We start from the raw sequence: 23996 nt of genomic DNA on the forward strand, positions 1-23996 counted from the left end.
CGAGGCGTGCGGGCAGGCGGCGCGGCGTACGTGCGTCGGGCTCGGGCGCATGCAGGCGCCCGAGCCCGACGGGCTTCGCCCGGACCGAGCCCTGCACGGCCAGGCGACTCAAGAACTCGTGACAGACGAGCAAACGTCAGGCAGGCACCCCGAAGGAGTATCCTTGCACCCTTCCCCCCAGCAAACGCCCCGCGTCCCCAGCATGACCGCCCCCTGGCCCTATCCTTCCCACATCGCCCACCGCGGCGGCGGCCGCCTGGCCCCCGAAAACACCCTGGCCGCCATGCGGGCCGGCGCCCAGCACGGTTTCCGCATGTTCGAGTTCGACGTCAAACTCAGCCAGGACAAGGTCGCCTTCCTGCTGCACGACGACACCCTCGACCGCACCACCGATGGCCGCGGCCCGGCGGCGGCGCTGTCTTTCGCCGAGCTGGCCCGCCTGGACGCCGGCGGCTGGCATTCGCCCGCGTACACCGGCGAACCCGTCCCCAGCTTTCAGGCGGTGGCGCGCTACGCCATCGCCAACGGCATTGCCTGCAACGTCGAAATCAAGCCCAACCCCGGCCAGGAAAGCGAAACCGGCGCCGCCGTGGCGCTGGCCGCGCGCGCGCTGTGGCAGGACGCCCTGCCCGCGCCGCTGCTGTCGTCGTTTTCGGAAGCCGCGCTGGCCGCTGCCCAGGCGGCCGCCCCCGAACTACCGCGCGCCCTGCTGGTGGAACAGGTGCCCGCCGATTGGCCCGAGCGGCTGGCGCGCTACGGCTGCGTGGCGCTGAACATCAACCACCGCGACGCCAGCCGCGAGCTGATCGACGCCGTGCATGCCGCCGGCTACCGCATCGCCGCCTGGACGGTCAACGACCCCGCGCGCGCGCGGCTGTTGCTATCCTGGGGCCTGGATGCCCTTTTCACCGATGCGCTGGCCGAGATCGGCCCGCCCGCCTGAGCGCAGGACCCCGCCTTGTTCAGTTACCGACACGCCTTCCATGCCGGCAACCATGCCGACGTTCTCAAGCACGCCCTGCTGGTCCACACACTGGACTACCTGAACCGCAAAGACACCCCCTACTGGGTGGTGGACACCCATGCGGGGGCCGGGCTGTATGCCCTGGATGGCGACTGGGCCGCCAAGAACGCCGAATTCGCCGACGGCATCGGCCGCCTGTGGCAGCGCGACGACCTGCCGCCGCTGCTGGCCGACTACCTGGCGCGGGTGCGGCGCTACAACTCCGACGGCCGCCTGCGCCACTACCCGGGCTCGCCCTGGCTGACGCTGGACGCCCTGCGCGAGCGCGACCGCCTGCGCCTGTTCGAAATGCACCCCACCGAATCCGATGTGCTGGTGGGCAACCTGGAACAGCTCGACAAGACCTCGCTGCGCCAGACCACCATCTACGCCACCGACGGTTTCGAAGGCATGAAGGCGCTGCTGCCCCCGCCGCCGCGGCGCGGCCTGGTGCTGATCGACCCGTCGTATGAAGACAAGCAGGACTACCGGCGCACGCTGAGCGCCGTGAAAGAAGGCCTGAAACGCTTTGCCACCGGCACGTACGCGGTGTGGTACCCGCTGGTGCAGCGCCGCGAGGCCACCGAACTGGCCCGGCACCTGGAAAACCTGCAGGTGAAAAGCTGGCTGCATGTGTCGCTGACCGTGAAAAGACCGGCCAGCGATGGTTTCGGCCTGCATGGCAGCGGCATGTTCATGGTGAATCCGCCCTGGACGCTGCACGCGGCGCTGCAGGAAACCATGCCCATCCTGACGCGGCTGCTGGCGCAGGACGACCGCGCCGCCTACACGCTGCAGCAGCGCGCCGCCTGAAGCGCACGCCGGCTGGACACGGCCGCCGGCCAGCCCGGGCCGCCCGGGCCTTTTCCGCCGGTCAGCGGCGCAGCAACGCCCGCAGGGCCGCGATCACCAGCACCGCGAACAGGGCCAGGCTCCACAGCGCGTATTCCACGCCCAGCACCTCGACCGTGGCATCCATGCAGGTGGCGAAGATGCCGAACAGCCACGGCACGGCGCCGTCCAGGCCCGAGCCGCTCATGAAGCGGTCGGCGAAAGTCTGGTCGCACGAGAACATTTTCGCGGCCACATCGTACTGGTACCAGGCCGCGGCCATGCCGCCCACGCCCAGCAAGGCGCACAGCGCCGCGCAGGCGCGCGCGATGGCGCCGGCGCAGGCCCCGGCCAGCGCCACCACGCCGATCACCAGGTAGATCAGGCGCTGCAGCACGCACCAGGCGCAAGGCGGCATGTCGAACACATGCTGCGAAACAAGCGCCACCGCGACGGCGGCGAAACACAGAACGGCGATCAGCAGCAGCAGGCGCTGGCGGGACGAAGACATGGCATGAACCGGACAAGGCGTTGAAGAAGCTGCCGGGCCGCGCGCGGCCCGGCCCGGATGGGATCAGGCGTCGTTGGAACCGTAGCCCATGTTGAACTGCAGCCCGCCGGACGACTCTTCGTCGCCGGAGCCGCTGCGCGACTGCCCCAGGCGCTCGAGGTATTCGGCGGTAATGTCGCCGGTGACGTACTGGCCGTCGAAGCACGAGGCTTCGAAGCGCGTGAGCGCGGGGTTGATGTCGGTGACCGCCTGCTGCATGTCTTGCAGGTCTTGGTAGATCAGGCCGTCGGCGCCGATGGTGCGGGCGATTTCTTCATCGGAACGGCCGGTGGCGATGAGCTCGCTTTGCGTGGGCATGTCGATGCCGTACACATTGGGATAGCGCACCGGCGGCGCGGCCGAGGCGAAATACACTTTGTTGGCGCCGGCGGCGCGCGCCATGTCGACGATTTCGCGGCTGGTGGTGCCGCGCACGATGGAATCGTCGACCAGCAGCACATTCTTGCCCTTGAACTCCATGCCGATGGCGTTGAGCTTCTGGCGCACCGATTTGCGGCGCACCGCCTGGCCCGGCATGATGAAGGTGCGGCCCACGTAGCGGTTCTTGATGAGGCCTTCGCGGTAATCCAGGTTCAGGCGCGCGGCCAGCTGCATGGCGGCCGGCCGCGAGGAATCGGGAATGGGCATGACCACGTCGATGTCGCCCAGGCGCATGTTGCGGGCAACCTTGTCGGCCAGGTATTCACCCATGCGCAGCCGCGCGTCGTACACCGATACGCCGTTGATCAGGGAATCGGGCCGGGCAAAGTACACGTATTCGAAAATGCACGGCACCAGCTGCGGGTTGTCGGCGCACTGGCGGCTGACCATGCGGCCGTCCAGGTCGACGAACACGGCTTCGCCGGGCTCGACGTCGCGCACGAAGGCAAAGCCGCTGCCTTCCAGGGCCACCGACTCCGAGGCCGCCATCCATTCGACGCCTTCTTCGGTTTCCTGGCGGCCGATGCACAGCGGCCGGATGCCGTGAGGGTCGCGGAAGGCCAGCAGGCCGTAGCCCGAGATCTGCGCCACCACGGCGTAGGCGCCGCGCACCCGCTTGTGCACGGCGGCCACGGCGCGGAAGATCGTGTCGTCGTCGAGCGAGACCCCGTTGGCGGCCGACTGCAGTTCGTGCGCCAGCACATTGAGCAGCACTTCGGAGTCGGAATTGGTATTGATGTGGCGCCGGTCGACCCGGTAGAGCGATTCGCGCAGCTCGCGCCAGTTGGTCAGGTTGCCGTTGTGCGCGAAAGTGATGCCGAACGGGGCGTTCACGTAGAACGGCTGCGCTTCTTCTTCGCTCTGGCTGGAGCCGGCGGTGGGGTAGCGCACATGGCCGATGCCGCTGGCGCCCGGCAGCGAACGCATGTTGCGGGTGCGGAACACGTCGCGCACCAGGCCGTGCGCCTTGAACATGTTGAAGTGGCTGCCGTGGGAAGTGGCGATGCCGGCCGCGTCCTGGCCACGATGCTGCAGCAGCAGCAGACTGTCATAGAGCAGCTGGTTGACCGGCCCGCGCCCGATGACCCCGATGATTCCACACATGGTGATTTCCCGTTAAAACAATTAGTACGGCAGCCACGTCGCCAGCGACGGGGGCAGCCACAACTTGATGTGCCTGACGGCCTCGGTGGCCGAATGCGAAAACATGGCGTCCTGCCACCAGGGCTCTTGCGGCAGCGGCGTATAGCCGCCCAGCGCCACCAGCACCAGCACGATCAGCAGCCCGCGCGCCAGCCCGAAAATGGCCCCCAGGCCATGGTCGGCCGGCGTCAGCCCGGTAGTGCGGATCAGGGCCGCCAGCGTCATGTTGACCAGCCCGACCGCCAGCAGCACCACGATGAACACCGCCGCATAAGACACCCCCATGCGCAGCATGGCCGTTTCGATATAGGCTTGCAGCCAGCCATAAACCGTGGGCCCCCACCAGATGGCGGCGACGAACGCCAGCGCGAACGCCATCAGCGACAGGACTTCTTTCAGCAGGCCGCGCAACAGGCCCAGCAGGCCCGACACCGCCAGGATCGCCAGCACGACGAAATCGAAGCCGGTCACTGGCTGGCGATGAAGCCGTTGTCGTAGCCCAGGGTGCGCAGGCGCGCCTGGGCCGCCTGGGCGGCGTCGCGCGACGGGAACGGCCCCACGCGCAGGCGGTATTGCTGCTTGCCGCCCACGGAAGCCTGTTCGACGAAGGCATTGGTGACGCCGGCCTGATGCAGCTTGGTGCGCCGCGACTGGGCATCGGCCTGGCTGCTGTAGGAAGCGATCTGCAATACGAAATTGCCCTTGGCGGCCGGCGCCGGCTTGGCCGCGGACTGGCTGCCGGACGAGCGGCCTTCCAGCAGCGCCAGGGCGCGTGCGCCGTCGTCGTCGCGCTGCGGCTTGGCCGGCTGCGCCGGCGGCTTGGCGGCGGGCGGCGGCGCCGGGGCCGGTTCGGGGGGCTGGGCCTGGGCCGTGGCGGGGGGCTGCGCTGGCGGCGTGGAGACGTCGGGCGGCGCGGGCGGTTCGGCCGGCGCCTGGGCGGCGGGGGGCTGGGCCTGTGCAGTAGCGTCAGGCGTGCCCGCGGCGCCGGGCTCGGCCGGCGGCGATACCGACGGCTGATAAGGAGTGTTGCGGTCGGGAATGCGGATGGGGATGTCGTCGGCTACCGGCACGGGCTCGGAATCGAGCACCATGGGCAGCACGATGACGGCTGCCAGCACCAGCGCCACTGCCCCGGCCAGCCGGCGGCGGGCGCGCGCGCGCAGTTCCGCCGCCTGGGCTTCGCTGGAGACCGATGGACGCGGCCTGGAGGGCGATGCCTGCGAGGCGGAATCTTTGCGAGAAAACAATCCCATGGACAGGAATTCCTTGCGACCTGGACGGGGGCCGGCGCCCCGCCTGCCCGAAGCCTATGCTTTGCGGCCCAGCGCCTGCAAAACCGAGGCTACGGTGAGAAATGAGCCGAACACCACGATTCTATCACCCTCGCCCGCCCGTTCGCGGGCCGCGGCATAGGCCGCGGCGGGGTCCGCAAAGGCCTGCACGGTCGGGGCCTCGCCGCCCGCCGGCGCGGCCTGCACGGCCGCCGACACGCGGCTGGCGAGGTCCTGCCCCGAGCCGCCGCGCGGGCCCGGCAGGCCGGCGCAGTACCAGTGGTCGACGCGGCTGGCCAGTTTGGCAATGACGCCGTCGGCGTCTTTGTCGGCCAGCATGCCGAACACCGCGTGGGTATAGGGATGAAACCCCATGTTGTCGAGGTTCTGGGCCAGCACCGCGGCCGCGTGCGGATTGTGCGCCACGTCCAGGATGACAGCCGGCTGGCCGGGCAGGATCTGGAATCGCCCGGGCAGCGAAGCCTGCAGCAGGCCGACGCGCACCGCCTGCTGGGGCACCGGCAGCCGGTCGCGCACGGATTCGAGCGCGGCCAGCGCGGCCGCGGCGTTGAGCAGCTGATTGGCGCCGCGCAGCGCCGGGTAGGCCAGCGCATTGCGGCGCTGGGCGCGTCCGCCGTAGGCCCACTGCTGGCGGTCGCCCGAATAATTGAAATCCTGCCCGAACCGCCACAGGTCGGCGCCGATGGCCTGCGCGTGCTCGAGCAGCGATTGCGGCGGCTGCGGGTCGCTGCAGATGGCGGGCCGGCCGGCGCGGTAGATGTGGGCCTTTTCCAGGCCGATCAGTTCGCGCGTATCGCCCAGGTAATCGGTATGGTCGAGGTCGACGCTGGTGATGATGGCGCAATCGGCGTCGATGATATTGACGGCGTCGAGCCGACCGCCCAGGCCGACTTCGAGCACCACGGCGTCCAGGTTCGACTGCGAAAACAGGCGCAGGATGGCCAGTGTGGTGAATTCGAAATAGGTCAGCGTGACCTCGCCGCGGGCGGCCTCGACGGCGGCGAATTGCTCGGCCAGCGCGGCATCGCTGGCGATCTCGCCGTTGATGCGGGCCCGCTCGTTGAAATCGATGAGGTGCGGCGAGGTGTACAGCCCCACCCGGTAGCCGGCCGCCAGCAGCATGGCCTCGAGCATGGCGCAGGTGGAGCCCTTGCCGTTGGTGCCGCCCACCACGAATTTCACGCCGTCCAGGCGCAGCGCCAGGCGCCCGGCAACCTGCCTGACGCGATCCAGGCCCAGGTCGATGGCCTTGCCGTGTATGGACTCGAGATACTGCAGCCACTGCGGCAACGGGGTAGCGGCATCGAGACGGGAGGCAGGCATGACAACGGGCAAAAATGGCAGAGGCGGAAGTTTAGCAGCCGGCCCCGCGCCAGCCCCGGATACCCTGGCCCGGCGTGGTGCCATCAGGGAAAATCCACTTGCCGTATTTTTTCCCATGTATGAAAATACTTTCACATACAGGAAATTCAGGAGACTCCGCATGTCCCGATCCCCCAGCTGGCTGGTACGCGAGGCCGAAGTGCCCGGCTATCACCCCGCGAACCACACCGGCACGCTGAACCGGCGCCTGATCGGCCCCGATACCGTCGGCGCCCGCCATGTGGAAGTGCTGCTGGGCGTCATTGAAAAAGGCCAGGGCGCGCTGCCCCATGCCCACCCGGGCATCGAGCAGGTCTGCTACCTGCTGTCGGGCACCGCCCGGGCCCAGGTGGGCGACGAATCCGCCGACATGGCCGCCGGCGATTGCTGCTATTTCCCGCCCGACATTCCGCACGTGTTTACGGTGACCAGCGAGCAGCCCGCGCGGCTGCTGGTCATTTATTCACCCCCCTACGAAGAATCGCCCGAGCGCGTCATACGCGGCTTCGCGGCGCCCCCGGCGTCCGCCTGAACGGCCCGCCCTTTCCCTACCAGGCGGCCGACAGACGCCGCCGCACTACCAGGAGACCTACCCATGTTCCTACGCTCTTTGTGCGCCGCCGCCCTGGCCGGCGCCGCCCTGGCCGCCGCCGGCCCGGCACAGGCCGCCTACCCCGACAAGCCCATCAACCTGGTGGTGCCCTTTCCGGCCGGCTCGGGCACCGACGCGGTGGGCCGCATCTTCGCCGCCGAACTGGGCAATATCCTGGGTCAGCAAGTGGTGGTGGAAAACAAGCCGGGCGCCAACGCCACCATCGCCGCCAACTATGTGGCGCGCGCCAAGCCCGATGGCTACACGCTGTTCGTCACCACCAACACCTCGCATTCGGCCGCGCCCTTCCTGATGAAGAACGTGCCCTATGATCCGGTGAAGGATTTCACGCCCATCGCACGTGGCGGCAACCTGCCGTTCCTGCTGGTGGTCAACCCGCAGCGCCCGTACAAAAGCGTGCAGGAATTGATCGACTACGCGCGCAAGAACCCCGGCCGCGTCACCTATGCCACCGGCAACAGCACCGGCATCGTGGCCGGCGGCACGCTGGCCCGCCGCGCCAACATCGACATCCTGCACGTGCCCTATAAGGGCACGCCGCAGGCGCTGACCGACCTGGTGGGCGGGCAGGTGGATTTCATGTTCACCGACCTGGCCTCGGGCCTGCCCTTCGTGCAATCGGGGCAGTTGCGGGCGCTGGCGGTGTCCACCGCCGAACGCAGCACCATCGTGCCCGACCTGCCCTCGATGCGCGAAGCCGGCGTAAAGGATTTCGACCTGAATTCCTGGAACGGCTATTTCGGCCCGGCCGGCCTGCCCCCCGAGATCGTGGCCAAGCTCAATGCCGCCATCAACCAGATCGTGTCCAACCCCGACGTGCGCAAGCGCCTGGCCGGCCTGGGTTTCGATGCCTTCAGCGGCACGCCTGAATCGTTCGCCAAGTTCGTCAGCGAGCAGCGCGACCTGTGGGGCAAGCTGATCAAGGACGCGGGTATCCAGCCGCAATGACGCCGATTCCCGAAACCGCCGGCCCGCTGGCCGGCGTGCGCATCCTGGACCTGAGCTCGGTCGTCATGGGGCCTTATGCCACGCAGGTGCTGGGCGACCTGGGGGCCGACGTGATCAAGGTCGAACCCCCGGCCGGCGACAACATGCGCGCGGTGGGGCCCATGCGCAATGCCGGCATGGGCCACCTGTACCTGCACCTGAACCGCAACAAGCGCTCGATCGTGCTGGACCTGAAAACCGCGGCCGGCCGCGAGGCCTGCCTGAAGCTGGCCGAAAGCTGCGATGCGCTGCTGTACAACATACGGCCGCAGGCCATGGCGCGGCTGGGCTTGTCGTACGAAGCCGTGGCGGCGCGCAACCCGCGGCTGGTGTATGTGGGCGCGTACGGTTTCGGCGAGGCCGGCCCGTATGCCGGACGCCCCGCCTACGACGACCTGATCCAGGGGCAGACCGGCATCGCCGATCTGTTCAGCCGGCAGAGCGGCGACGTGCCGCGCTATGCCCCGCTGACGCTGGCCGACCGCGCGGTGGGCCTGCACGTGGCCATCGCCCTGGTATCGGCGGTGCTGCATGCGCGCAGCCACGGCCAGGGCCAGGCGGTCGAGATTCCCATGTTCGAAGGCATGGCGCACATGGTGCTGGGCGACCACCTGGGCGGCGCCACCTTCGACCCGCCGCTCGGCCCCACCGGCTATACCCGCCTGCTGGCGGCGCACCGCCGGCCCTACGCCACGGCCGACGGCTACCTGTGCCTGCTGATTTACAACGACAAGCACTGGCGCAATTTCTTCACCCTGATCGGCCGCCCCGAACTGGAACAGGACCCGCGCTTCTGTACCCATACGGCGCGCGCGCGCCATATCGACGAAGCCTATGCGTTCGTGGCCGAGATCATGCGCACGCGCGGCAGCGCCGAATGGCTGACCGACCTGGCGCGCGCCGACATTCCCGCGGCCTGCCTGTATTCGGTGGACGACCTGGTCGAAGACCCCCATCTGCGGGCCACCGGTTTCGTGCGCACGCTGGAGCACCCCACCGAAGGCCGGCTGCGCACGCCGGCGCCGCTGGGACGCTACGACGGCACGCCCACCTCCATACGCCGGCCGGCGCCGCGCCTGGGCGAGCACAGCCGCGAAATATTGCGCGAAGCGGGCTGCACCGACGCCGAAATCGATGCGCTGATCGCCGCGCGCGCCACTCAAGAAGGAGCCCTTTGATGGATTTTGAATTCTCGTCCGACCAGCTGGCCTTGCGCGATGCGGTCAGCCGGGTCTGCGAACGCTTTCCGGACGACTACTGGCTGGAGCGCGACCGCGACGGCGGCTTTCCGCACGACTTCCACGCGGCCCTGGCCAACGATGGCTGGCTGGGCATCGCCATGCCCCAGGAGTACGGCGGCGCCGGCCTGGGCATGACCGAGGCGGCCCTGATGATGCAGACCATCGCGGCTTCGGGCGCCGGGTTCGCGGGCGCATCGGCCGTGCACATGAATATTTTCGGCCTGAACCCGGTGGTGGTGTTCGGCTCCGACGAGCAGCGCCGCCGCTGGCTGGAGCCGCTGATCGCCGGGCGCGAGAAAGCCTGTTTCGCGGTCACCGAGCCCGACGCCGGCCTGGACACCACCAAGCTGTCGACCCGCGCCGAGCGCCAGGGCGATGAATACGTGGTGCATGGCCGCAAGATATGGATATCGACCGCGCAGGTCGCCCACAAGATGCTGCTGCTGGCCCGCACCACGCCGCTGTCCGAAGTGGCCAAGCCGACCCAGGGCCTGTCGCTGTTCTACACCGACCTGGACCGCGGCAAGGTCGAGGTCCGCGAGATCGAGAAAATGGGCCGCAAGGCGGTCGACTCGAACATGCTGTTCATCGACGGGCTTCGCATCCCGGTGGCCGACCGCATCGGCGAAGAGGGCCGCGGGTTCGAATACATTTTGCACGGGCTGAATCCCGAACGCATCCTGATTGCCGCCGAGGCAGTGGGCATCGGCCGCGCGGCGCTCGACCGGGCCGTGCAGTATGCCGGCGAACGCACCGTGTTCGGCCGTCCCATCGGCCAGAACCAGGGCATCCAGCACCCGCTGGCGCAGGCCTGGATGCAGCTCGAGGCCGCCAACCTGATGGTGTTCAAGGCGGCCAGCCTGTACGACGCCGGCCTGCCCTGCGGGCCGTACGCCAACAGCGCCAAATACCTGGGCGCCGAAGCCGGCCACAACGCCTGCCAGACCGCCGTGCTGACGCTGGGCGGCATGGGGTATGCGAAGGAATACCACGTGGAAAGGCTGCTGCGGGAAAGCTACATCCCGCGCATCGCGCCGGTCAGTCCGCAGTTGATCATGTGCTTTATTGCCGAGAAAGTGCTGGGACTACCGAAGTCTTATTAGGCTGCTGGTTTCTTCTTGCGTGAGGGTGTTGGTTCTTCTGCCGCCGGGGCGGGGACGAGCCGCGTTCTTGCGTTTGTCGGGGCGGCCTTTTTTGAAGAGGAAAATTGTGCGGGGCCGGCCAGCCCGGCCGCCCAGCGCGGCCGGGCTGGCCATTCGTTTTGTGGCTGGCCTAGGTATGCCTTATTGCATCTGGATCCCCCAGCATCATCGCCCGCATCGCCGCGCGAATGGCAATTCAAGCCGCGCAGGGCGGCTTGGATTGCCGGCCCTGTACGCTTTTTTTCTTTTCAAAGAACCGCGGCCAAGCATTCAAGAACCCCGCCCTTCCCGGCGACGGGGGCATTGGATCCACTGCAAGCCGGTCCGGGTTGGCGTGGCTGCCGCGGCGCCTCGGCGCCGGGCCCGGGCGCGCTGGGCGCCCGGACGGCGTCGTGAAGCCAAGGCAGCCACGCCAGCCCGGACCGGCGCCAGAAGAAAGAAATCACCCGCGCTGTTCAAGCGCCGTACAAGCCGCGCGAAGTATCCGCGCGTATTCCTGCTGCTGCGGCTCGATCCGGTAGACCGGTCCGCCCACGGAGATGGCGTAGACCTCGCCGGACAGGGTCACCGGCCAGGCGATGGCGCAGACGTCGGGGATGGATTCGCCCAGGTTCATGAACCAGCCGCGCTGGCGCGACAGGTCGAGGTCGGCGTCGACGGCTTCGGGGGTGGTCAGGGTGCGCTCGTTGTGGCGGGCCAGCGGGCGGCGCGCCAGCAGCGCGTGGCGCGTGTCGGGATCCAGCATGGAAAGCAGGGCCTTGCCCAGCGAATTGGCATGCAATTCGCGGAATTCGCCCGCCACCGGCGCATAGCGGATGGTGTGCGGGGAATCGAGCACGTCCAGGTACACCACCCGGCCCTCGCCGCCGAGCTTGCCGAAGACCACCGTTTCCTGGGTGGCGTCGCGCAGTTCAACCAGGCTAGGGTAAACCCGGTCCAGCACCGGGTCGGCGCGCGCGATCCGCTGCGCCATGGCCAGCAGGCGCCCCGTGGGGTAGTAGCCCTGGCGCCGGCCGGTTTCGTACAGGTAGCCCAGGTCGGACAGGGTGCGGATCAGCGCCAGGCAGCTGGACACGGGCACGCCCAGCAGCCGCGCCAGCTCGGACAGCGGCAGGGCGCGCCGTTCGCGGGCGTAGGTCTCGATGATTTCGATGACTCGCAGGGCCGTCTTGACGCTCATGGGCTGATGGCAGGTTAAGGGACGAACCGCCCGGCGGCGGCCGGCTAAAGTTCCGCCCCGGGGTGCCGTTATGGTAGCTGAGAAATTCCCGCAAACCTCGCCAGGCGCCCCAGGCGTCCGTTCGACAGGAGTGACTATGGCTGTCAGCCCGCTCGCCCCCGCCCCTCTTGCGCTGCCCACCGTGGCGGTCGCGCCGGCTCCGCCAGAGCCGGCCGTGGCCGTGACCCCAGCGGCCGCGTCGACCGACAGCGGCGGCGCGCAAGATGCGGCGGAGGGCACCGGCCAGCCGCCCTTGCCGCTGGAACGGGCACTGGAAGAGATCAACCAGCAATTGCAGGCCTGGAAAACCCAGCTGCAATTCGAAATCGATCCGGACGTCCACCAGGTGGTGGTCAGCATCATCGACTCGGAAACCGGGGACAAGATCCGCACCATCCCCTCTGAAACGCTGCTTCGCATCGCCCGGATGATCGTGCAAATGCAGGGCAACGCCGTCCAGACCACGGCCTGAAAGCGCCAAATTAGCCCGCCCTTGTGCCCTTGCCCGGCCAATCGCGCGGCGCGGTGTTTTGACAGAATCACACAGCTCGCAAGGAAATAACCATGGCCTCAATTACTTCGCTCGGCTCCGGGTCCGGCCTGACCAACCTGGAAGACATGCTCGACCAGCTGCAAAAAGCCGAAGAGACCCGGCTGACGCAGATCACCACCCGCCAGTCCAGCTTCAAGACGCGCATTTCCGCCTACAGCAAGATCCAGAGCGCGGTCGAGGCTGTGCAGAAGGCGGCCGCCGGGCTGGGCGATTCCGCCACGCTGAACGCGGTCAAGAGTTCGGTGAGCGGCGAGGGGCTGACCGTAAAAGCCGAGGCCGGCGCGGTGGCGGGCAACTACAAGATCGGCATCACCAGCCTGGCGGCCTCGCAGACCCTGAAATCGGGTGCGGTGGCCGACCGCACGGCCGCGATGGGCGCCGGCGGCAGTATCGAGATCACCCTGGCCAACGACGAGACCACGACCATCGAACTGGGCTCGGACACTTCGCTGGACGGCGTGGCCAAAGCCATCAACAGCAGTGACGAGGCCGGCGTGCGCGCCACCATCATTACCGATGGCAACGGCGACAGCTACCTGATGCTGACCAGCAAGGACACCGGCGAGCAGGCCGCCGTGAAAAGCATCACGTCGGACAACACGGCGGTGCAGGACGTGGTGGGCTACCAGGCCGGCAGCGCCTCGCCCATGACCGAGCAGCAGGCCGCCCGGAACGCCCAGATCACCATCAACGGCATCGACGTGGAAAGCCAGTCGAACACCATCGACAAGGCCATCGACGGCGTCACACTGGAACTGACCGCCACCACCGCCGCGGGCGAGACCGTCAATGTGTCGGTCACCAACGACCCGTCGGTGATGTCCAAGGCCGTGAGCACCTTCGTGGATGCCTACAACAGCCTGCAGTCGACGATTGCCGACCTGACCGCTTTCGACGTCGACACCGAATCGCAGAGCGCGCTGACCGGCGACGGCACTACCCGCAGCATCCAGTCGAGCATGGCGGCCGCCCTGCGCGTGGTGGGCAGTGAAGGCACGCTGCGCACGCTGAGCCAGCTGGGCATCACCAGCGACCCCACCACGGGCAAGCTGCAGCTGGACCAAGGCAAGCTGGACAAGGCCCTGGACGAGAACCCGGCCGACGTGGCGCGCCTGTTCGGCGGCAGCGGCGGCCTGGCAGAGAAAATGCAGGCTGCCACCGATGGCATCCTGGGCAGCAAGGGTTCGATCCAGACGCGCACCAACGGCCTGCAGGACACCGTCGATACGCTGCAGGACCAGTACGACCGCACCAAGGTGTCCATCCAGGCCACCATGGACAACTACCGCGCGCAGTTCACCCGGCTGGACGCGCTGGTGACGCAGATGAACGGCATCAGCAACTACCTGACCCAGCAGTTCAACGCGATGTCCAAGCAAAGCTGATCTTTTTGACGCGCAAACCATGACATACGCCGCTCGCCGCCCTGCGGGCTATTCCGCCCGCTCTTACACCGACATCGGCCTGGAAACCCAGGTCTTGAGCGCCAGCCCCGAACGGCTGATCACGCTGCTGTTCAACGGCGCGCGCGCGGCCATTGCCCAGGCCCGCCTACATCTCGAGGCGGGCCGGCTGGCCGAGCGCGGCGCCGCCATCTCCAAGGCTATCCGCATCGTGGATGAAGGCCTGAAAACCGGCCTGAACATGGAAGCAGGCGGCGAGATGGCCGCCAATCTGGCCAATCTGTACGACTACATCGTGCGCGCCCTGCTGCAGGCCAACCTGAAAAGCGACGCGGCGCAGCTGGACGCCGCCGACCGCCTGCTGGCCGAACTGGCGCAAGCCTGGCAGGCCGCCAACGATCCCCCCGCCAGCCCCGTGCCGGCCTGACCCTGACCAACTCGCTTCGTGCGCGAGCCCCCACTTTTATGATGCCCCCCTCGCGGCCCGCCTCTGTCCTGGATATCTACCGGGAAATCGCCACCCTGACCGACGACATGCTCGCCGCCGCCCGAGCGGGCGATTGGGGTGTCGTGCTGGCGTGCGGCCAGCGCTATTGCGAATCGGTCGAACAATTGCGCCGCATCGACGCCGCCCCTCCGCTGGATCATGCCGGACGCGAGGCCAAATACGAGCTGCTGGTGCGCATTCTGGAAAATGATGCCGCCACGCGCGACCTGGCGGTTCCGCAGATGGCGCGCCTGAGTGATTTGCTGGGACGCATGAAGCGCCAGCAATCGCTGTTGTCCACCTACGGCGCGCGGACTTCGGCCGCATGACGCCGATGCCGGGCCGCTGGCCGGCTGAGGAGCACCACTCATGAGCGTCGGCCCGTCAGCCCTGGGCACCGTCCTGGTGCAACGGCTGGATGCCGTGCTGGGCACCACCATGGCGGCGCACGCCAACCTGATTTCGGGCGCGCGCCCCAACGCCGTGACCCAGCCCGGCGAAGCCGTGCGCCCCGGCCAGACCGACGGCACCGGGCGGGCCCCGCGCCAGCCCGTCGACCCGGCCGGCACGCGCGGCAACACCGTCGCCGACGCCAAGACCACGGATACGCCGGGGCAAGCCGGCCGCAACCTGGTCACGCGCACCGACACCACGGCATCCGCGCCGACCACGCTGGGCCAGACCGCGCGCACCATCCTGGCGCTGCTGGCGCGCTATCCGGAGCAGGCTCCGCCGGCGCGGGGCAAGGCGCCGCTGTGGCAGCCCGCTACGCAACCCGCCCCGTCCGCGGCGCAGCCCGATGCCGGCAACGCGGCCCGGCCCGATGCGGCTGCGGCCGGCCGCGCCGGCTCCGCGCCCGCGCCCGCCGGTTCGGCCGCCGCCAGCCGCGCGGACGCCGCAGCCGCGGGCCGGCCGGAATCCGGCGCCACCGCGCAAACGGCGCGGGCCGGCGGGCCTGCGGCGCCGCTGCCCAGCGCTGCCGTACTGGCCGGCGCCTTGCGCCAGGCGCTGCAGGGCAGCGGGCTGTTCTACGAATCGCACCTGGGCGACCTGGCATTCGGCCAGCGCAGCGCCGAGCAGCTGCGCGGCGAGCCGCAGGCGCAGCTGCCACGCGCGCCCGCCGCGCCCGGCCAGCCATCGGAAGCCCGGTCCGCGCCGAGCGCCGCCCCGCTCCAGTCCACCGGCGACGCGCCGGCCGCCCCCGGCAGCCACGGCGCCAGCGCCGCGGCGCCGCACGCGCCCGTGCCCGCCGGCATCCATCCGGATGCCGCGCCGCTGGTGCGCCAGCAGCTCGATATCCTGGCCAACCAGGCGCTGGCCTGGCAAGGCGAGGCCTGGCCGGGTGCCGAGATGGAATGGGAAGTGCGGCGCGACGCCCCCGAAGGCGCGGCCGACGCCGAGGCACACTGGGCGACGCGCCTGAAGCTTGATCTGCCGCGCCTGGGCCTGGTCGAGGCGCGCCTGAACCTGGCCGGCGACCAGTTGGTGATGCAGCTGGTCGCGCCGCGCAGCGCGCCCGAAATCCACGGCGCCGCCCAGGCCCTGCGCGAAAGCCTGCAGCGCGCCGGGCTGACTTTAAGCCACCTGTCGGTGGGCGCCACGGCGCCCCGCCCGGACGAACCCGCGCCATGACCCGCAACGGCCCGGACCCAAAGAATCCGCACCGCGGCGCCGCGGTTGCGCTAAGCTACGGCGAGCACGACACGGCGCCGCGCGTCGTGGCCAAAGGCTATGGCCAGATCGCCGACACCATCGTGCGTACCGCGCGTGAACACGGCCTGTACGTGCACGAATCACGCGAGCTCGTGGGCTTGCTGATGCAGGTGGATCTGGATGCGCACATTCCGCCACAGCTTTATGCAGCCGTGGCCGAACTGCTGGCCTGGCTATACCGCCTGGAGACCGGCGCCGCCCAGGATGGCGGCAGCTCGCCCGCCGCGCCCTGACCCGCCGCCGCCATGAAGCCCGCAGCCACAGGCGCCCTGCTCAACCGCACCGACGAGATCCGTTCGGTGCTGCGCGAACTGATGCACCCCGACTGCCGCGTGCGCGTGCGCGCCGCCCGCGAATCCCAGGACGACCCTTCCTGCGAAGCGCGCATACTGGGGCCCGATTGGCAACTGCGGCATTTTTTCTGGCGGCCGCGCGATCTCGACGCTTTCGAGGCGCAACTGCGCGCCTGTCATCCGCACCATGACATCATCCTGGATTTCGCGGGGGCCACACCCGACGGCACCGACATCCGCTTCCGGGTGTCGCGCCCGCTGATCATGCATTTTCCCGACAGCAGCGCCGCCATGTTGTCCGGCTTTCCAGAGGCGATCTGGTATCAGCGCACGCCGCCGCCGGCCGATATCTGAGCCGCGCGGGCTCACACCGACATGGAAGAGATTTCCTTGTAGGCGGCAACCAGGCGGTTGCGCACCTGGACGGCGGTCTGGAAAGCGATCGAACTCTTCTGCAGGTCGATCATCACGTCATTCAGTGAAATGCCGGGCGCGCCCAGTTCATAGGCCTTGCCCTGGTTGGAGGCGGCGACCTGGGCCGCCGAGACCCGCTGCAGCGAGCGATGCAGTTCGGCGGCGAAGCTGGCGGGCTGGGGCGCAAGCTCGGCGGGGCTGGCGCCGCTGTTCTGGGCAGCCTGCACCACGGCGCGCATCTGCTGCAGCATGCTTTCAATACCCGACAAACCCGATACCGCCATGGCTGGCTTCCTTGCGTCCAAAACAGGATGAAGCCGCAAGGTTACGCGCGGCGGCGTTCGCGCATAGCCCGCAATAGCCGGCAAAACACCCGGCAGTTCCCCCGCATGCGCCCGGCCGGCGCGCCAGTGGCCGGACGCCGCAAAACACGGGACACATAGGGAACAAGTAACGCCAAAAAACGGTTGTTTTCATCGATTGGGATGGCGCGGGCCGCCGCCATAATTCACGCTCCCCCGATACCAAGCACGTTGCATGCGTAACCTGCCCCACCCGCCCATGTTGTCCGTCTCTACGCTCCGCGAAGCTTGCCGGAGCCCCCGATGAACCAGCAGGCCACCCTAGGCACATCGCTGCTGGCCAAGTTTCCTGTGCTGGAGAAGATCCGCGCGCTGCCCAAGCCGCTGCTGCTGGGCGCCGCCGCCGCGCTGGTGGCGATCGTGGCCGTGCTGGCGATGTGGGGCCGCGAGCCGGACTACAAGGTGCTGTTCGCCAACCTGGACGACCGCGACGGCGGCGCCATCGTCACCGCGCTGGGCCAGATGAACGTGCCATACCGTTTCAGCGGCGACGGCCGGGCCCTGCTGGTGCCCGCCGACCGCGTCTACGGCACCCGCATGCAATTGGCGGGCCAGGGCCTGCCGCGCGGCGGCTCGGTGGGCTTCGAACTGCTGGACAACACCCGCTTCGGGGCCAGCCAGTTTGCCGAGCAGATCAACTACCAGCGCGGCCTGGAAGGCGAGCTGGCGCGCTCGATCGAGGCCATGAACACCGTGCAGAGCGCCCGCGTGCACCTGGCCCTGCCGCGCCAGTCGCTGTTCGTGCGCGACCGCCAGGCGCCCACGGCGTCGGTGCTGCTGCACCTGTACCCGGGCCGCAGCCTGGGCGACGCGCAGGTCGCCGCGGTGGCCTGGCTGGTGGCATCCAGCGTGCCGGACCTGACCGCCGAGAACATTTCCATTGTCGACCAGAACGGCCGCCTGCTGTCGGCCCCGCAAGGCGAAGGGCGCGGCCTGGACGCCGACCAGTCGCGCCTGCGCCGCGATATCGAACAGCGCACGGTCGAACGCATCCTCACCATCCTGAACCCGCTGGTCGGACCCGGCAACGTGCAGGCCCAGGCCAGCGCCGAAATGGATTTCGCGCGGCGCGAGCAGACCTCGGAGGTCTATCGCCCCAACCAGGAGCCCGGACAGGCCGCGGTGCGCAGCAAGCAGACCAGCGATTCGCTGCAGACCGGCGTCGACCCGGCCCAGGGTGTGCCCGGCGCGCTCAGCAACCAGCCTCCCGCCGCGGCCCAGGCGCCCATCGTCAATCCGCCGCAGGCGGCGCAGGCCGCCGGCCAGCCCGGCCAGAACGCCGCACAGAATGCCGCACAGAATGCCGCGCAGAACGCCGCCGCGCAGGCGGCGGCGCGCCTGCCCACCAACAACCGCAACGACGCCACGATCAATTACGAGCTCGATCGCACCATCAGCCACGTCAAGCAGCCGGTGGGCCTGCTCAAGCGCCTGTCGGTGGCGGTCGTGGTCAATTACCTGCCCGACGACAGCGGCGAACCCCAGCCCCTGCCCGAAGAAGAGTTGACCAAGCTGACCAACCTGGTGCGCGAAGCCATGGGCTATTCCGAGGCCCGCGGCGATTCGCTGAACCTGGTCAACAGCCAGTTCAACGACAAGCCGGCGCAGCCGCCCATCTGGCGCGACCCGGAACTGCTCGACCTGGTCAAGACGGTGCTGGCCTGGGTGCTGGGCCTGGCGCTGGCCCTGTGGCTGTACCGCAGGCTGCGGCCCGCCGTGGCCAATTATCTGTACCCGCCGGTCGATCCCGAGGAAGCCGAGGCGCGCCGCCAGGAAGTGCAGCGCGAGGCCCAGGCGGCCGCGCGCGCCAAGGAAGTCGACCGCTACGAAGACAACCTGCAGCGCGCCCGCGAGATGGCCACCAAAGACCCGCGCGCTGTCGCCATGGTGATGCGCGCCTGGATGACCAAAGATGAGAAATGACGGAAAACCGCTGGACGGCGTGACGCGCAGCGCGGTGTTGATGATGTCGCTGGGCGAGGACGCCGCCGCGGAAGTCTTCAAGTACCTGACGGCGCGTGAAGTCCAGCAGGTGGGCGGCTCGATGGCCAACCTGAAGCAGGTCACGCGCGGCGACGTCGCCGTGGTGCTGGAAGAATTCCGCCAGGAAGCCGACCAGTTCATGGCCGTGACGCTGGGCTCGGACGAGTACATCCGCTCGGTGCTGACCAAGGCCCTGGGCAGCGACCGCGCCGCCGGCCTGATCGAAGACATCCTGGAGGCCGGCGAAGGCGCCAGCGGCATCGACGCGCTGAACTGGCTCGACCCGCACACCGTGGCCGAGCTGATCGGCGACGAACACCCGCAGATCATCGCCACCATCCTGGTGCACCTGGAACGCGATCGCGCCGCCGGCGTGCTGGCCCTGCTGACCGACCGCCTGCGCAACGACGTGATGCTGCGCATCGCCACTTTCGGCGGAGTGCAGCCGGCCGCGCTGTCGGAACTGACCGACGTGCTCAATTCGGTGCTGGCCGGCCAGGGCGCCAAGCGCAGCAAGATGGGCGGCGTGCGCACCGCGGCCGAGATCCTGAACATGATGAACTCGTCCGACGAAGAAGCCGTGGTGGAAAGCCTGCGCGAGCGCGACAACGACCTGGCGCAGAAGATCATCGACGAGATGTTCGTGTTCGACAACCTGATCGACGTGGAAGACCGGGCGCTGCAGCTGATCCTGAAGGAAATCGACAACGACAGCCTGATGGTGGCCCTGAAAGGCGCCTCGGAAGAACTGCGCAACAAGTTCCTGCGCAATATGTCCAGCCGCGCCGCCGACATCCTGCGCGAGGACCTCGAGGCGCAGGGCCCGATCCGCATGTCCAAGGTCGAGTCCGAGCAGAAGAAGATCCTGCAGATCGCCCGCCGCCTGGCCGAAAGCGGCCAGATCGTGCTGGGCAACCAGGGCGACGACGCCTATGTCTGAAGCCCGCCGGGCCGCTCCCGACGCTCTGCCCCGCGCCGCCTGGCGGCGCTGGCAGATGTCGTCGTTCGACCTGCCGGTGGAAGACGCCGTCGAAATCGCGCCGCCGCCGCCCGAACCCGAGCCCGGGCCGGATCCCGAGGAGCTGCTGCGCGAAGCGCGCGCGCGGGCTGAGTCAGACGGGCGCCGCGACGGATTGCAACAGGGCCTGGAACAGGGCCTGGAACAGGGCCTGCAGGAAGGCCGGCAGGCCGGCCACGCCGAAGGCCTGGCGGCGGGCCGCGAAGCCGGCTACCAGGAAGGCCTGGCGCAGGGCCGCGAACAGGCCCGCCAGGAAGCGCTGCAGCTGCATGCCCTGGCCGAATCCTGCGGCACGTCGCTGGCGGGGCTGGAAGCCCGGATGGGCCAGGCGCTGCTGACCCTGGCGCTGGACATCGCCGGGCAGGTTCTGCGCACCACGCTGGCCGAGCAACCCGAAACCATGCTGGCCGCCGTGCGCGAGGTTCTGCACATCAATCCCGCCGCCACCGGCGCCATGCGGCTGTGGGTGCATCCAGCCGACCTCGAACTGGTGCGCCAGCACCTGGCCGACGAGTTGCGCGACGGCCACTGGCGCGTGCTGGCCGACGAATCCATCGCGCGCGGCGGCTGCCGCGCCGAGACGCCGTACGGCGACATCGACGCCACGCTGCAGACGCGCTGGCGCCGCATCGCCGCTTCGCTGGGGCGCAGCGCGTCCTGGGAGGACGAGGTATGAACCCGCCGGGCGCAACAGTGAGCGCCGCGGCTGCCCCGGTCATCGAGCGCTGGGAAACCCAGCTGCGCATCGGCTCGATCCGCGCCGCGTCGACCGAGCCCTGGCTGGCCAGCGGCCGCATCATTCGTGCCACCGGCCTGGTGCTGCATGCCACCGGCCTGCGCCTGCCGGTGGGCGCGGCCTGCCGAATCGAGATCGCGCGCGGCCACGACCACTGGGCCGACGCCGAAGTCGTGGGCTTCGACGGCCATACGCTGTACCTGATGCCGCAAGCCGATATCTCGGGCCTGCCGCCCGGCGCGCGGGTCGTGCCCGGCGAGCCGCCGGTGCAGCGCGCCATTCCGCTGCCGCGCAAGGCCGAGCTCAATGGCAACGCCAAGCCGCAGCTGGGCCGCCATCTGCCGGTGGGCAACGCCCTGCTGGGCCGCGTGCTCGACGGCGCCGGGCGGCCGCTGGATGGCCTGGGCCCGCTGACCGGCGCCGAGCTGGCCCCCCTGTCCGCCCTGCCCATCAACCCCTTGTCGCGCGCGCCCATCGACACGGTGCTGGACGTGGGCGTGCGGGCCATCAATGGCCTGCTCACCGTGGGCCGCGGCCAGCGCATGGGCCTGTTCGCCGGTTCGGGCGTGGGCAAGAGCGTGCTGCTGGGCATGATGGCCCGCTATACGCGCGCCGATGTGATCGTAGTGGGCCTGATCGGCGAACGCGGCCGCGAAGTCAAGGAATTCATCGAACACAACCTGGGCGCCGACGGGCTGGCGCGCTCGGTGGTGGTGGCCGCGCCGGCCGATGTGTCGCCGCTGCTGCGGCTGCAGGGCGCCGCCTATGCGACCCGCCTGGCCGAGCATTTCCGCGACCAGGGGCTGGACGTGCTGCTGATCATGGATTCGCTGACGCGCTACGCCATGGCCCAGCGCGAAATCGCCCTGGCGATCGGCGAGCCCCCCGCCACCAAGGGCTATCCGCCTTCGGTATTCGCGCGGCTGCCGGCGCTGGTCGAGCGTGCCGGCATGGGCGCGCCCGGCCCCGGCGGCAAGGCGGGCTCCATCACGGCCTTCTACACCGTGCTGGCCGAGGGCGACGACCAGCAGGACCCCATTGCCGACTCCGCGCGCGCCATCCTGGACGGGCACGTGGTGCTGTCGCGCCACCTGGCCGAGGCCGGGCATTACCCGGCCATCGACATCGAGGCGTCGATCTCGCGCGCCATGACCTCGCTGATTCCCGACCCGCAGTATGCCGTGGTGCGCCGCTTCAAGCAGACGCTGTCGCGCTACCAGCGCAATCGCGACCTGATCGCGGTGGGCGCCTACAGCGCCGGCAACGATCCGCAGCTGGACGACGCGATCGCCCGCTACCCGCGCCTGGAAGCTTTCCTGCAGCAGGATATCGGCGACAGCGTGTCGTACGGTGCGGCGGTCGACCAGCTGCGCGCCGCCTTCGAGACCAAGGAAGCCTATGCCTAGCCAACTGCCCCTGGATACGCTGATCGGCCTGGCCAAGGAAAGCACCGACGAAGCCGCGCGCGCGCTGGGCCGGCTGAACGCCGAGCGCAGCCATGCCGAACGGCAATTGTCGATGCTGCAGGACTACCGGCAGGATTACCTGCAGCGCCTGCAGAATGCCATGCAGGCCGGCATGTCGGCCGCCGACTGCCACAACTACCAGCGCTTCATCGCCACCCTGGACGATGCCATCGGCCAGCAGGCCGCGGTGCTGCGCCAGGCCGACACCCACCTGGCGCAGGGCCGCACCCATTGGCAGCTGCAGCAGCGCCGGCTCAATTCTTTCGATGCCCTGGCAGAACGCGAGCGGCGCGCGCAGGCCGTGCAGGAAACCCGGCGCGAACAGCGCGCCAGCGACGAGTTCGCGTCCCGCATGATGTTCCGCCAGTCCGCCCCACACTAGTGTCGAACGCCCCAACCCGACCGCCGATCAGGATGCCCTCATGACCGCGACCCCGCCCACCCCGCTGCTTGTTCCCGCCGCGCCGCCCGCCCAGGGCAAGCGCGCCGCCGCCCCTGCCGACAATCCGAAGGCCGGCAGCTTCGCGCAGCAGCTGGCGCGCCAGCGCGGCGCGGCCGCCGACGAGACCCGGCCCGCCGCCGGCGCGCCGGCCAGGCCGGCCGGCAACGCCAAACCCGCCAAAGAACCTGGCGCCGAAACGCCGGAATCCGCGGCGGCTGCCGATCCGGCCGCCTCTGCCGATCCGGCCGCCGCGGCCGCCGCCGGCGCCGCGGCCGTGCAGGCGCAAGCGCAGCCCCAGCCCCAACAACCGCCGCCCGCCGCCCTGCCCGCCCAGGCGCTGGAGATCGCCGCCCAGGCCGCGCAGCTGCAACGGCCGGCGCCCGCGGCGGCCGGCATGGCCGATGCCGGCACGCCTGCGGCTTCGGCGACGCCCGCGCCCGCCGCCCAGGCCGCCGCCGCCCAGGCCGCCGCCACGCCGCAAGCCGTCGCGGCGGCCCTGCCCGCTGCCGCGCCGGCCAGCGCGCCGGCGCCGCATGCAAAAGCGCCTGCCGCCAGCGCCGGGCCTGACGCCCGCGCCGCCGCACGCGATGCGCGCGCCGCGCCCGCGCCACAGCTGGCGGCCGCCGGGCCCGGCGCGCCGCAGCACATCGATGCCCAGGCGGCCGCCGATGCCGACCTGGCGCTGCAGCTTGCCGATAACACCCCACAGCCTGCCGGCCACGGCGGCGCGTCCCTGCATGCCGCCGTCACCGATACGGCTGACGGCCTGGCCGCCGCCGCCGGCATTGCCGGCCGTGCGCCCGCGACATCCGCTCCGCTGCTGGCGCCCGCCACGCCGCTGGCACTGGGCGTGGCCGTTCCCGTGGCGGCTACGCCCGCCTGGGGCGCCGACCTGGGCCGCCAGCTGGTCGTGCTGAGCCACGACGCCGCGCGAGGCCAGCAGACCGCCGAGCTGCGGCTCGATCCGCCCGACCTGGGGCCTTTGCGCGTCACGCTCAGCGTCAATGACGGCGTCGCCACCGCCAGCTTTGTGTCGGCCCATGCCGCGGTGCGCCATGCGGTCGAAGCCGCGCTGCCGCAGCTGCAGCAGGCGCTGGCGCAGGCCGGCCTGTCGCTGGGGCAGGCCAGCGTGGGTGAGCACGGCTCGCAATCCGGCTTCGACATGCAGCAGCAGCAGGGCCGCGGCCAGGGCCAGGGCCAGGGCGGCGGCGCGCAAGGTGAAGTCGCCGTGGCGCTGACGCCCGCCGCAAGCGCCACCGCCACCCGCGGCGACAGCCTGGTCGACACCTTTGCCTGACCCGG

General features: G+C 69.7%; 26 protein-coding genes. 19 read left to right on the forward strand and 7 right to left on the reverse strand.

Annotated elements, in window-relative coordinates:
* Positions 1–202 precede the first annotated feature (202 nt).
* The gene (gene ugpQ, locus J2P76_RS03790; protein WP_207404564.1) at positions 203–943 is read left to right on the forward strand and encodes a glycerophosphodiester phosphodiesterase; all 741 of its coding nucleotides are present in this window, start codon (positions 203–205) and stop codon (positions 941–943) included.
* A gap of 15 nt (positions 944–958) precedes the next feature.
* The gene (locus tag J2P76_RS03795; RefSeq protein ID WP_207404566.1) at positions 959–1816 is read left to right on the forward strand and encodes a 23S rRNA (adenine(2030)-N(6))-methyltransferase RlmJ; all 858 of its coding nucleotides are present in this window, start codon (positions 959–961) and stop codon (positions 1814–1816) included.
* Between the two features lie 61 nt (positions 1817–1877).
* Here J2P76_RS03795 and J2P76_RS03800 read toward each other — a convergent pair whose 3' ends face one another.
* The 5 genes from J2P76_RS03800 to folC all read right to left on the reverse strand — a co-directional run bounded on the left by J2P76_RS03800 (position 1878) and on the right by folC (position 6583).
* Positions 1878–2345, reverse strand: a complete 468-nt coding sequence (locus tag J2P76_RS03800) for a disulfide bond formation protein B (protein WP_207404567.1) — start codon at positions 2343–2345, stop codon at positions 1878–1880.
* 63 nt (positions 2346–2408) lie between these two features.
* A complete protein-coding gene (gene purF, locus J2P76_RS03805) occupies positions 2409–3929 on the reverse strand; it encodes an amidophosphoribosyltransferase (RefSeq protein ID WP_207404568.1) in 1521 nt (506 codons plus the stop codon).
* Between the two features lie 21 nt (positions 3930–3950).
* On the reverse strand, positions 3951–4439 hold the full coding sequence (locus J2P76_RS03810; RefSeq protein ID WP_207404569.1) for a CvpA family protein: 489 nt from the start codon (positions 4437–4439) through the stop codon (positions 3951–3953).
* On the reverse strand, positions 4436–5221 hold the full coding sequence (locus J2P76_RS03815; RefSeq protein ID WP_207404570.1) for an SPOR domain-containing protein: 786 nt from the start codon (positions 5219–5221) through the stop codon (positions 4436–4438). Before J2P76_RS03815 ends, J2P76_RS03810 begins: the two co-directional genes overlap by 4 nt.
* 54 nt (positions 5222–5275) lie before the next feature.
* Positions 5276–6583, reverse strand: a complete 1308-nt coding sequence (folC, locus tag J2P76_RS03820) for a bifunctional tetrahydrofolate synthase/dihydrofolate synthase (RefSeq protein WP_207404571.1) — start codon at positions 6581–6583, stop codon at positions 5276–5278.
* A 160-nt stretch (positions 6584–6743) separates the two neighbouring features.
* Between folC and J2P76_RS03825 the strand changes: the two genes are divergently transcribed.
* The 4 genes from J2P76_RS03825 to J2P76_RS03840 all read left to right on the forward strand — a co-directional run bounded on the left by J2P76_RS03825 (position 6744) and on the right by J2P76_RS03840 (position 10566).
* Positions 6744–7154: a cupin domain-containing protein gene (locus tag J2P76_RS03825; RefSeq protein WP_207404572.1), complete on the forward strand. Its 411-nt coding sequence runs from the start codon at positions 6744–6746 to the stop codon at positions 7152–7154.
* Positions 7155–7217: 63 nt separating this feature from the next.
* Complete coding sequence (locus tag J2P76_RS03830; RefSeq protein ID WP_207404573.1) at positions 7218–8183, forward strand: Bug family tripartite tricarboxylate transporter substrate binding protein; 966 nt, start codon at positions 7218–7220, stop codon at positions 8181–8183.
* Positions 8180–9400: a CaiB/BaiF CoA transferase family protein gene (locus tag J2P76_RS03835; protein ID WP_207404574.1), complete on the forward strand. Its 1221-nt coding sequence runs from the start codon at positions 8180–8182 to the stop codon at positions 9398–9400. Before J2P76_RS03830 ends, J2P76_RS03835 begins: the two co-directional genes overlap by 4 nt.
* The gene (locus J2P76_RS03840; protein ID WP_207404576.1) at positions 9400–10566 is read left to right on the forward strand and encodes an acyl-CoA dehydrogenase family protein; all 1167 of its coding nucleotides are present in this window, start codon (positions 9400–9402) and stop codon (positions 10564–10566) included. Before J2P76_RS03835 ends, J2P76_RS03840 begins: the two co-directional genes overlap by 1 nt.
* A gap of 481 nt (positions 10567–11047) precedes the next feature.
* Here J2P76_RS03840 and J2P76_RS03845 read toward each other — a convergent pair whose 3' ends face one another.
* The gene (locus tag J2P76_RS03845; protein ID WP_207404577.1) at positions 11048–11785 is read right to left on the reverse strand and encodes an IclR family transcriptional regulator; all 738 of its coding nucleotides are present in this window, start codon (positions 11783–11785) and stop codon (positions 11048–11050) included.
* Positions 11786–11921: 136 nt separating this feature from the next.
* Here J2P76_RS03845 and J2P76_RS03850 point away from each other — a divergent pair, with 136 nt between their 5' ends.
* The 7 genes from J2P76_RS03850 to J2P76_RS03880 all read left to right on the forward strand — a co-directional run bounded on the left by J2P76_RS03850 (position 11922) and on the right by J2P76_RS03880 (position 16627).
* Positions 11922–12296, forward strand: a complete 375-nt coding sequence (locus J2P76_RS03850; RefSeq protein WP_207404578.1) for a flagellar protein FlaG — start codon at positions 11922–11924, stop codon at positions 12294–12296.
* A gap of 92 nt (positions 12297–12388) precedes the next feature.
* Positions 12389–13762 carry a flagellar filament capping protein FliD gene (gene fliD, locus J2P76_RS03855; protein WP_207404580.1) on the forward strand — a complete coding sequence of 458 codons (1374 nt, stop codon included), beginning with the start codon at positions 12389–12391 and terminating at the stop codon, positions 13760–13762.
* Positions 13763–13781: 19 nt separating this feature from the next.
* Positions 13782–14207 (forward strand): flagellar export chaperone FliS, encoded by a 426-nt coding sequence (gene fliS, locus J2P76_RS03860; protein ID WP_207404581.1) that lies wholly within the window; start codon positions 13782–13784, stop codon positions 14205–14207.
* A 38-nt stretch (positions 14208–14245) separates the two neighbouring features.
* A complete protein-coding gene (locus J2P76_RS03865; RefSeq protein ID WP_207404583.1) occupies positions 14246–14596 on the forward strand; it encodes a flagellar protein FliT in 351 nt (116 codons plus the stop codon).
* 40 nt (positions 14597–14636) lie between these two features.
* The gene (locus tag J2P76_RS03870; RefSeq protein ID WP_207404584.1) at positions 14637–15899 is read left to right on the forward strand and encodes a flagellar hook-length control protein FliK; all 1263 of its coding nucleotides are present in this window, start codon (positions 14637–14639) and stop codon (positions 15897–15899) included.
* Positions 15896–16213, forward strand: a complete 318-nt coding sequence (locus J2P76_RS03875) for an EscU/YscU/HrcU family type III secretion system export apparatus switch protein (protein ID WP_207404585.1) — start codon at positions 15896–15898, stop codon at positions 16211–16213. Before J2P76_RS03870 ends, J2P76_RS03875 begins: the two co-directional genes overlap by 4 nt.
* A 12-nt stretch (positions 16214–16225) precedes the next feature.
* Positions 16226–16627 carry a hypothetical protein gene (locus tag J2P76_RS03880; protein ID WP_207404586.1) on the forward strand — a complete coding sequence of 134 codons (402 nt, stop codon included), beginning with the start codon at positions 16226–16228 and terminating at the stop codon, positions 16625–16627.
* A gap of 11 nt (positions 16628–16638) precedes the next feature.
* Here J2P76_RS03880 and fliE read toward each other — a convergent pair whose 3' ends face one another.
* Complete coding sequence (fliE, locus tag J2P76_RS03885) at positions 16639–16971, reverse strand: flagellar hook-basal body complex protein FliE (protein ID WP_207404587.1); 333 nt, start codon at positions 16969–16971, stop codon at positions 16639–16641.
* Positions 16972–17292: 321 nt separating this feature from the next.
* On the opposite strand from fliE, the gene fliF reads away from it, so the two are divergent.
* The 6 genes from fliF to J2P76_RS03915 are packed head-to-tail and all read left to right on the forward strand — an operon-like array spanning position 17293 to position 23991.
* Positions 17293–18972, forward strand: coding sequence for a flagellar basal-body MS-ring/collar protein FliF (gene fliF, locus J2P76_RS03890; protein ID WP_207404588.1), 1680 nt, complete (start codon positions 17293–17295; stop codon positions 18970–18972).
* The gene (gene fliG / locus J2P76_RS03895; protein ID WP_207404589.1) at positions 18962–19972 is read left to right on the forward strand and encodes a flagellar motor switch protein FliG; all 1011 of its coding nucleotides are present in this window, start codon (positions 18962–18964) and stop codon (positions 19970–19972) included. Before fliF ends, fliG begins: the two co-directional genes overlap by 11 nt.
* Positions 19965–20726 carry a flagellar assembly protein FliH gene (fliH, locus tag J2P76_RS03900; protein ID WP_207404590.1) on the forward strand — a complete coding sequence of 254 codons (762 nt, stop codon included), beginning with the start codon at positions 19965–19967 and terminating at the stop codon, positions 20724–20726. The genes fliG and fliH overlap by 8 nt, the downstream gene beginning before the upstream one ends.
* A complete protein-coding gene (gene fliI / locus J2P76_RS03905) occupies positions 20723–22192 on the forward strand; it encodes a flagellar protein export ATPase FliI (protein ID WP_207404591.1) in 1470 nt (489 codons plus the stop codon). The genes fliH and fliI overlap by 4 nt, the downstream gene beginning before the upstream one ends.
* Positions 22185–22634, forward strand: a complete 450-nt coding sequence (fliJ, locus tag J2P76_RS03910; RefSeq protein WP_207404592.1) for a flagellar export protein FliJ — start codon at positions 22185–22187, stop codon at positions 22632–22634. The genes fliI and fliJ overlap by 8 nt, the downstream gene beginning before the upstream one ends.
* Positions 22635–22674: 40 nt before the next feature.
* The gene (locus J2P76_RS03915) at positions 22675–23991 is read left to right on the forward strand and encodes a flagellar hook-length control protein FliK (RefSeq protein ID WP_207404593.1); all 1317 of its coding nucleotides are present in this window, start codon (positions 22675–22677) and stop codon (positions 23989–23991) included.
* The last annotated feature ends 5 nt before the right edge of the window (positions 23992–23996 follow it).

The organism is Bordetella petrii, assembly GCF_017356245.1.
Classification (GTDB): domain Bacteria; phylum Pseudomonadota; class Gammaproteobacteria; order Burkholderiales; family Burkholderiaceae_B; genus Bordetella_A; species Bordetella_A petrii_D.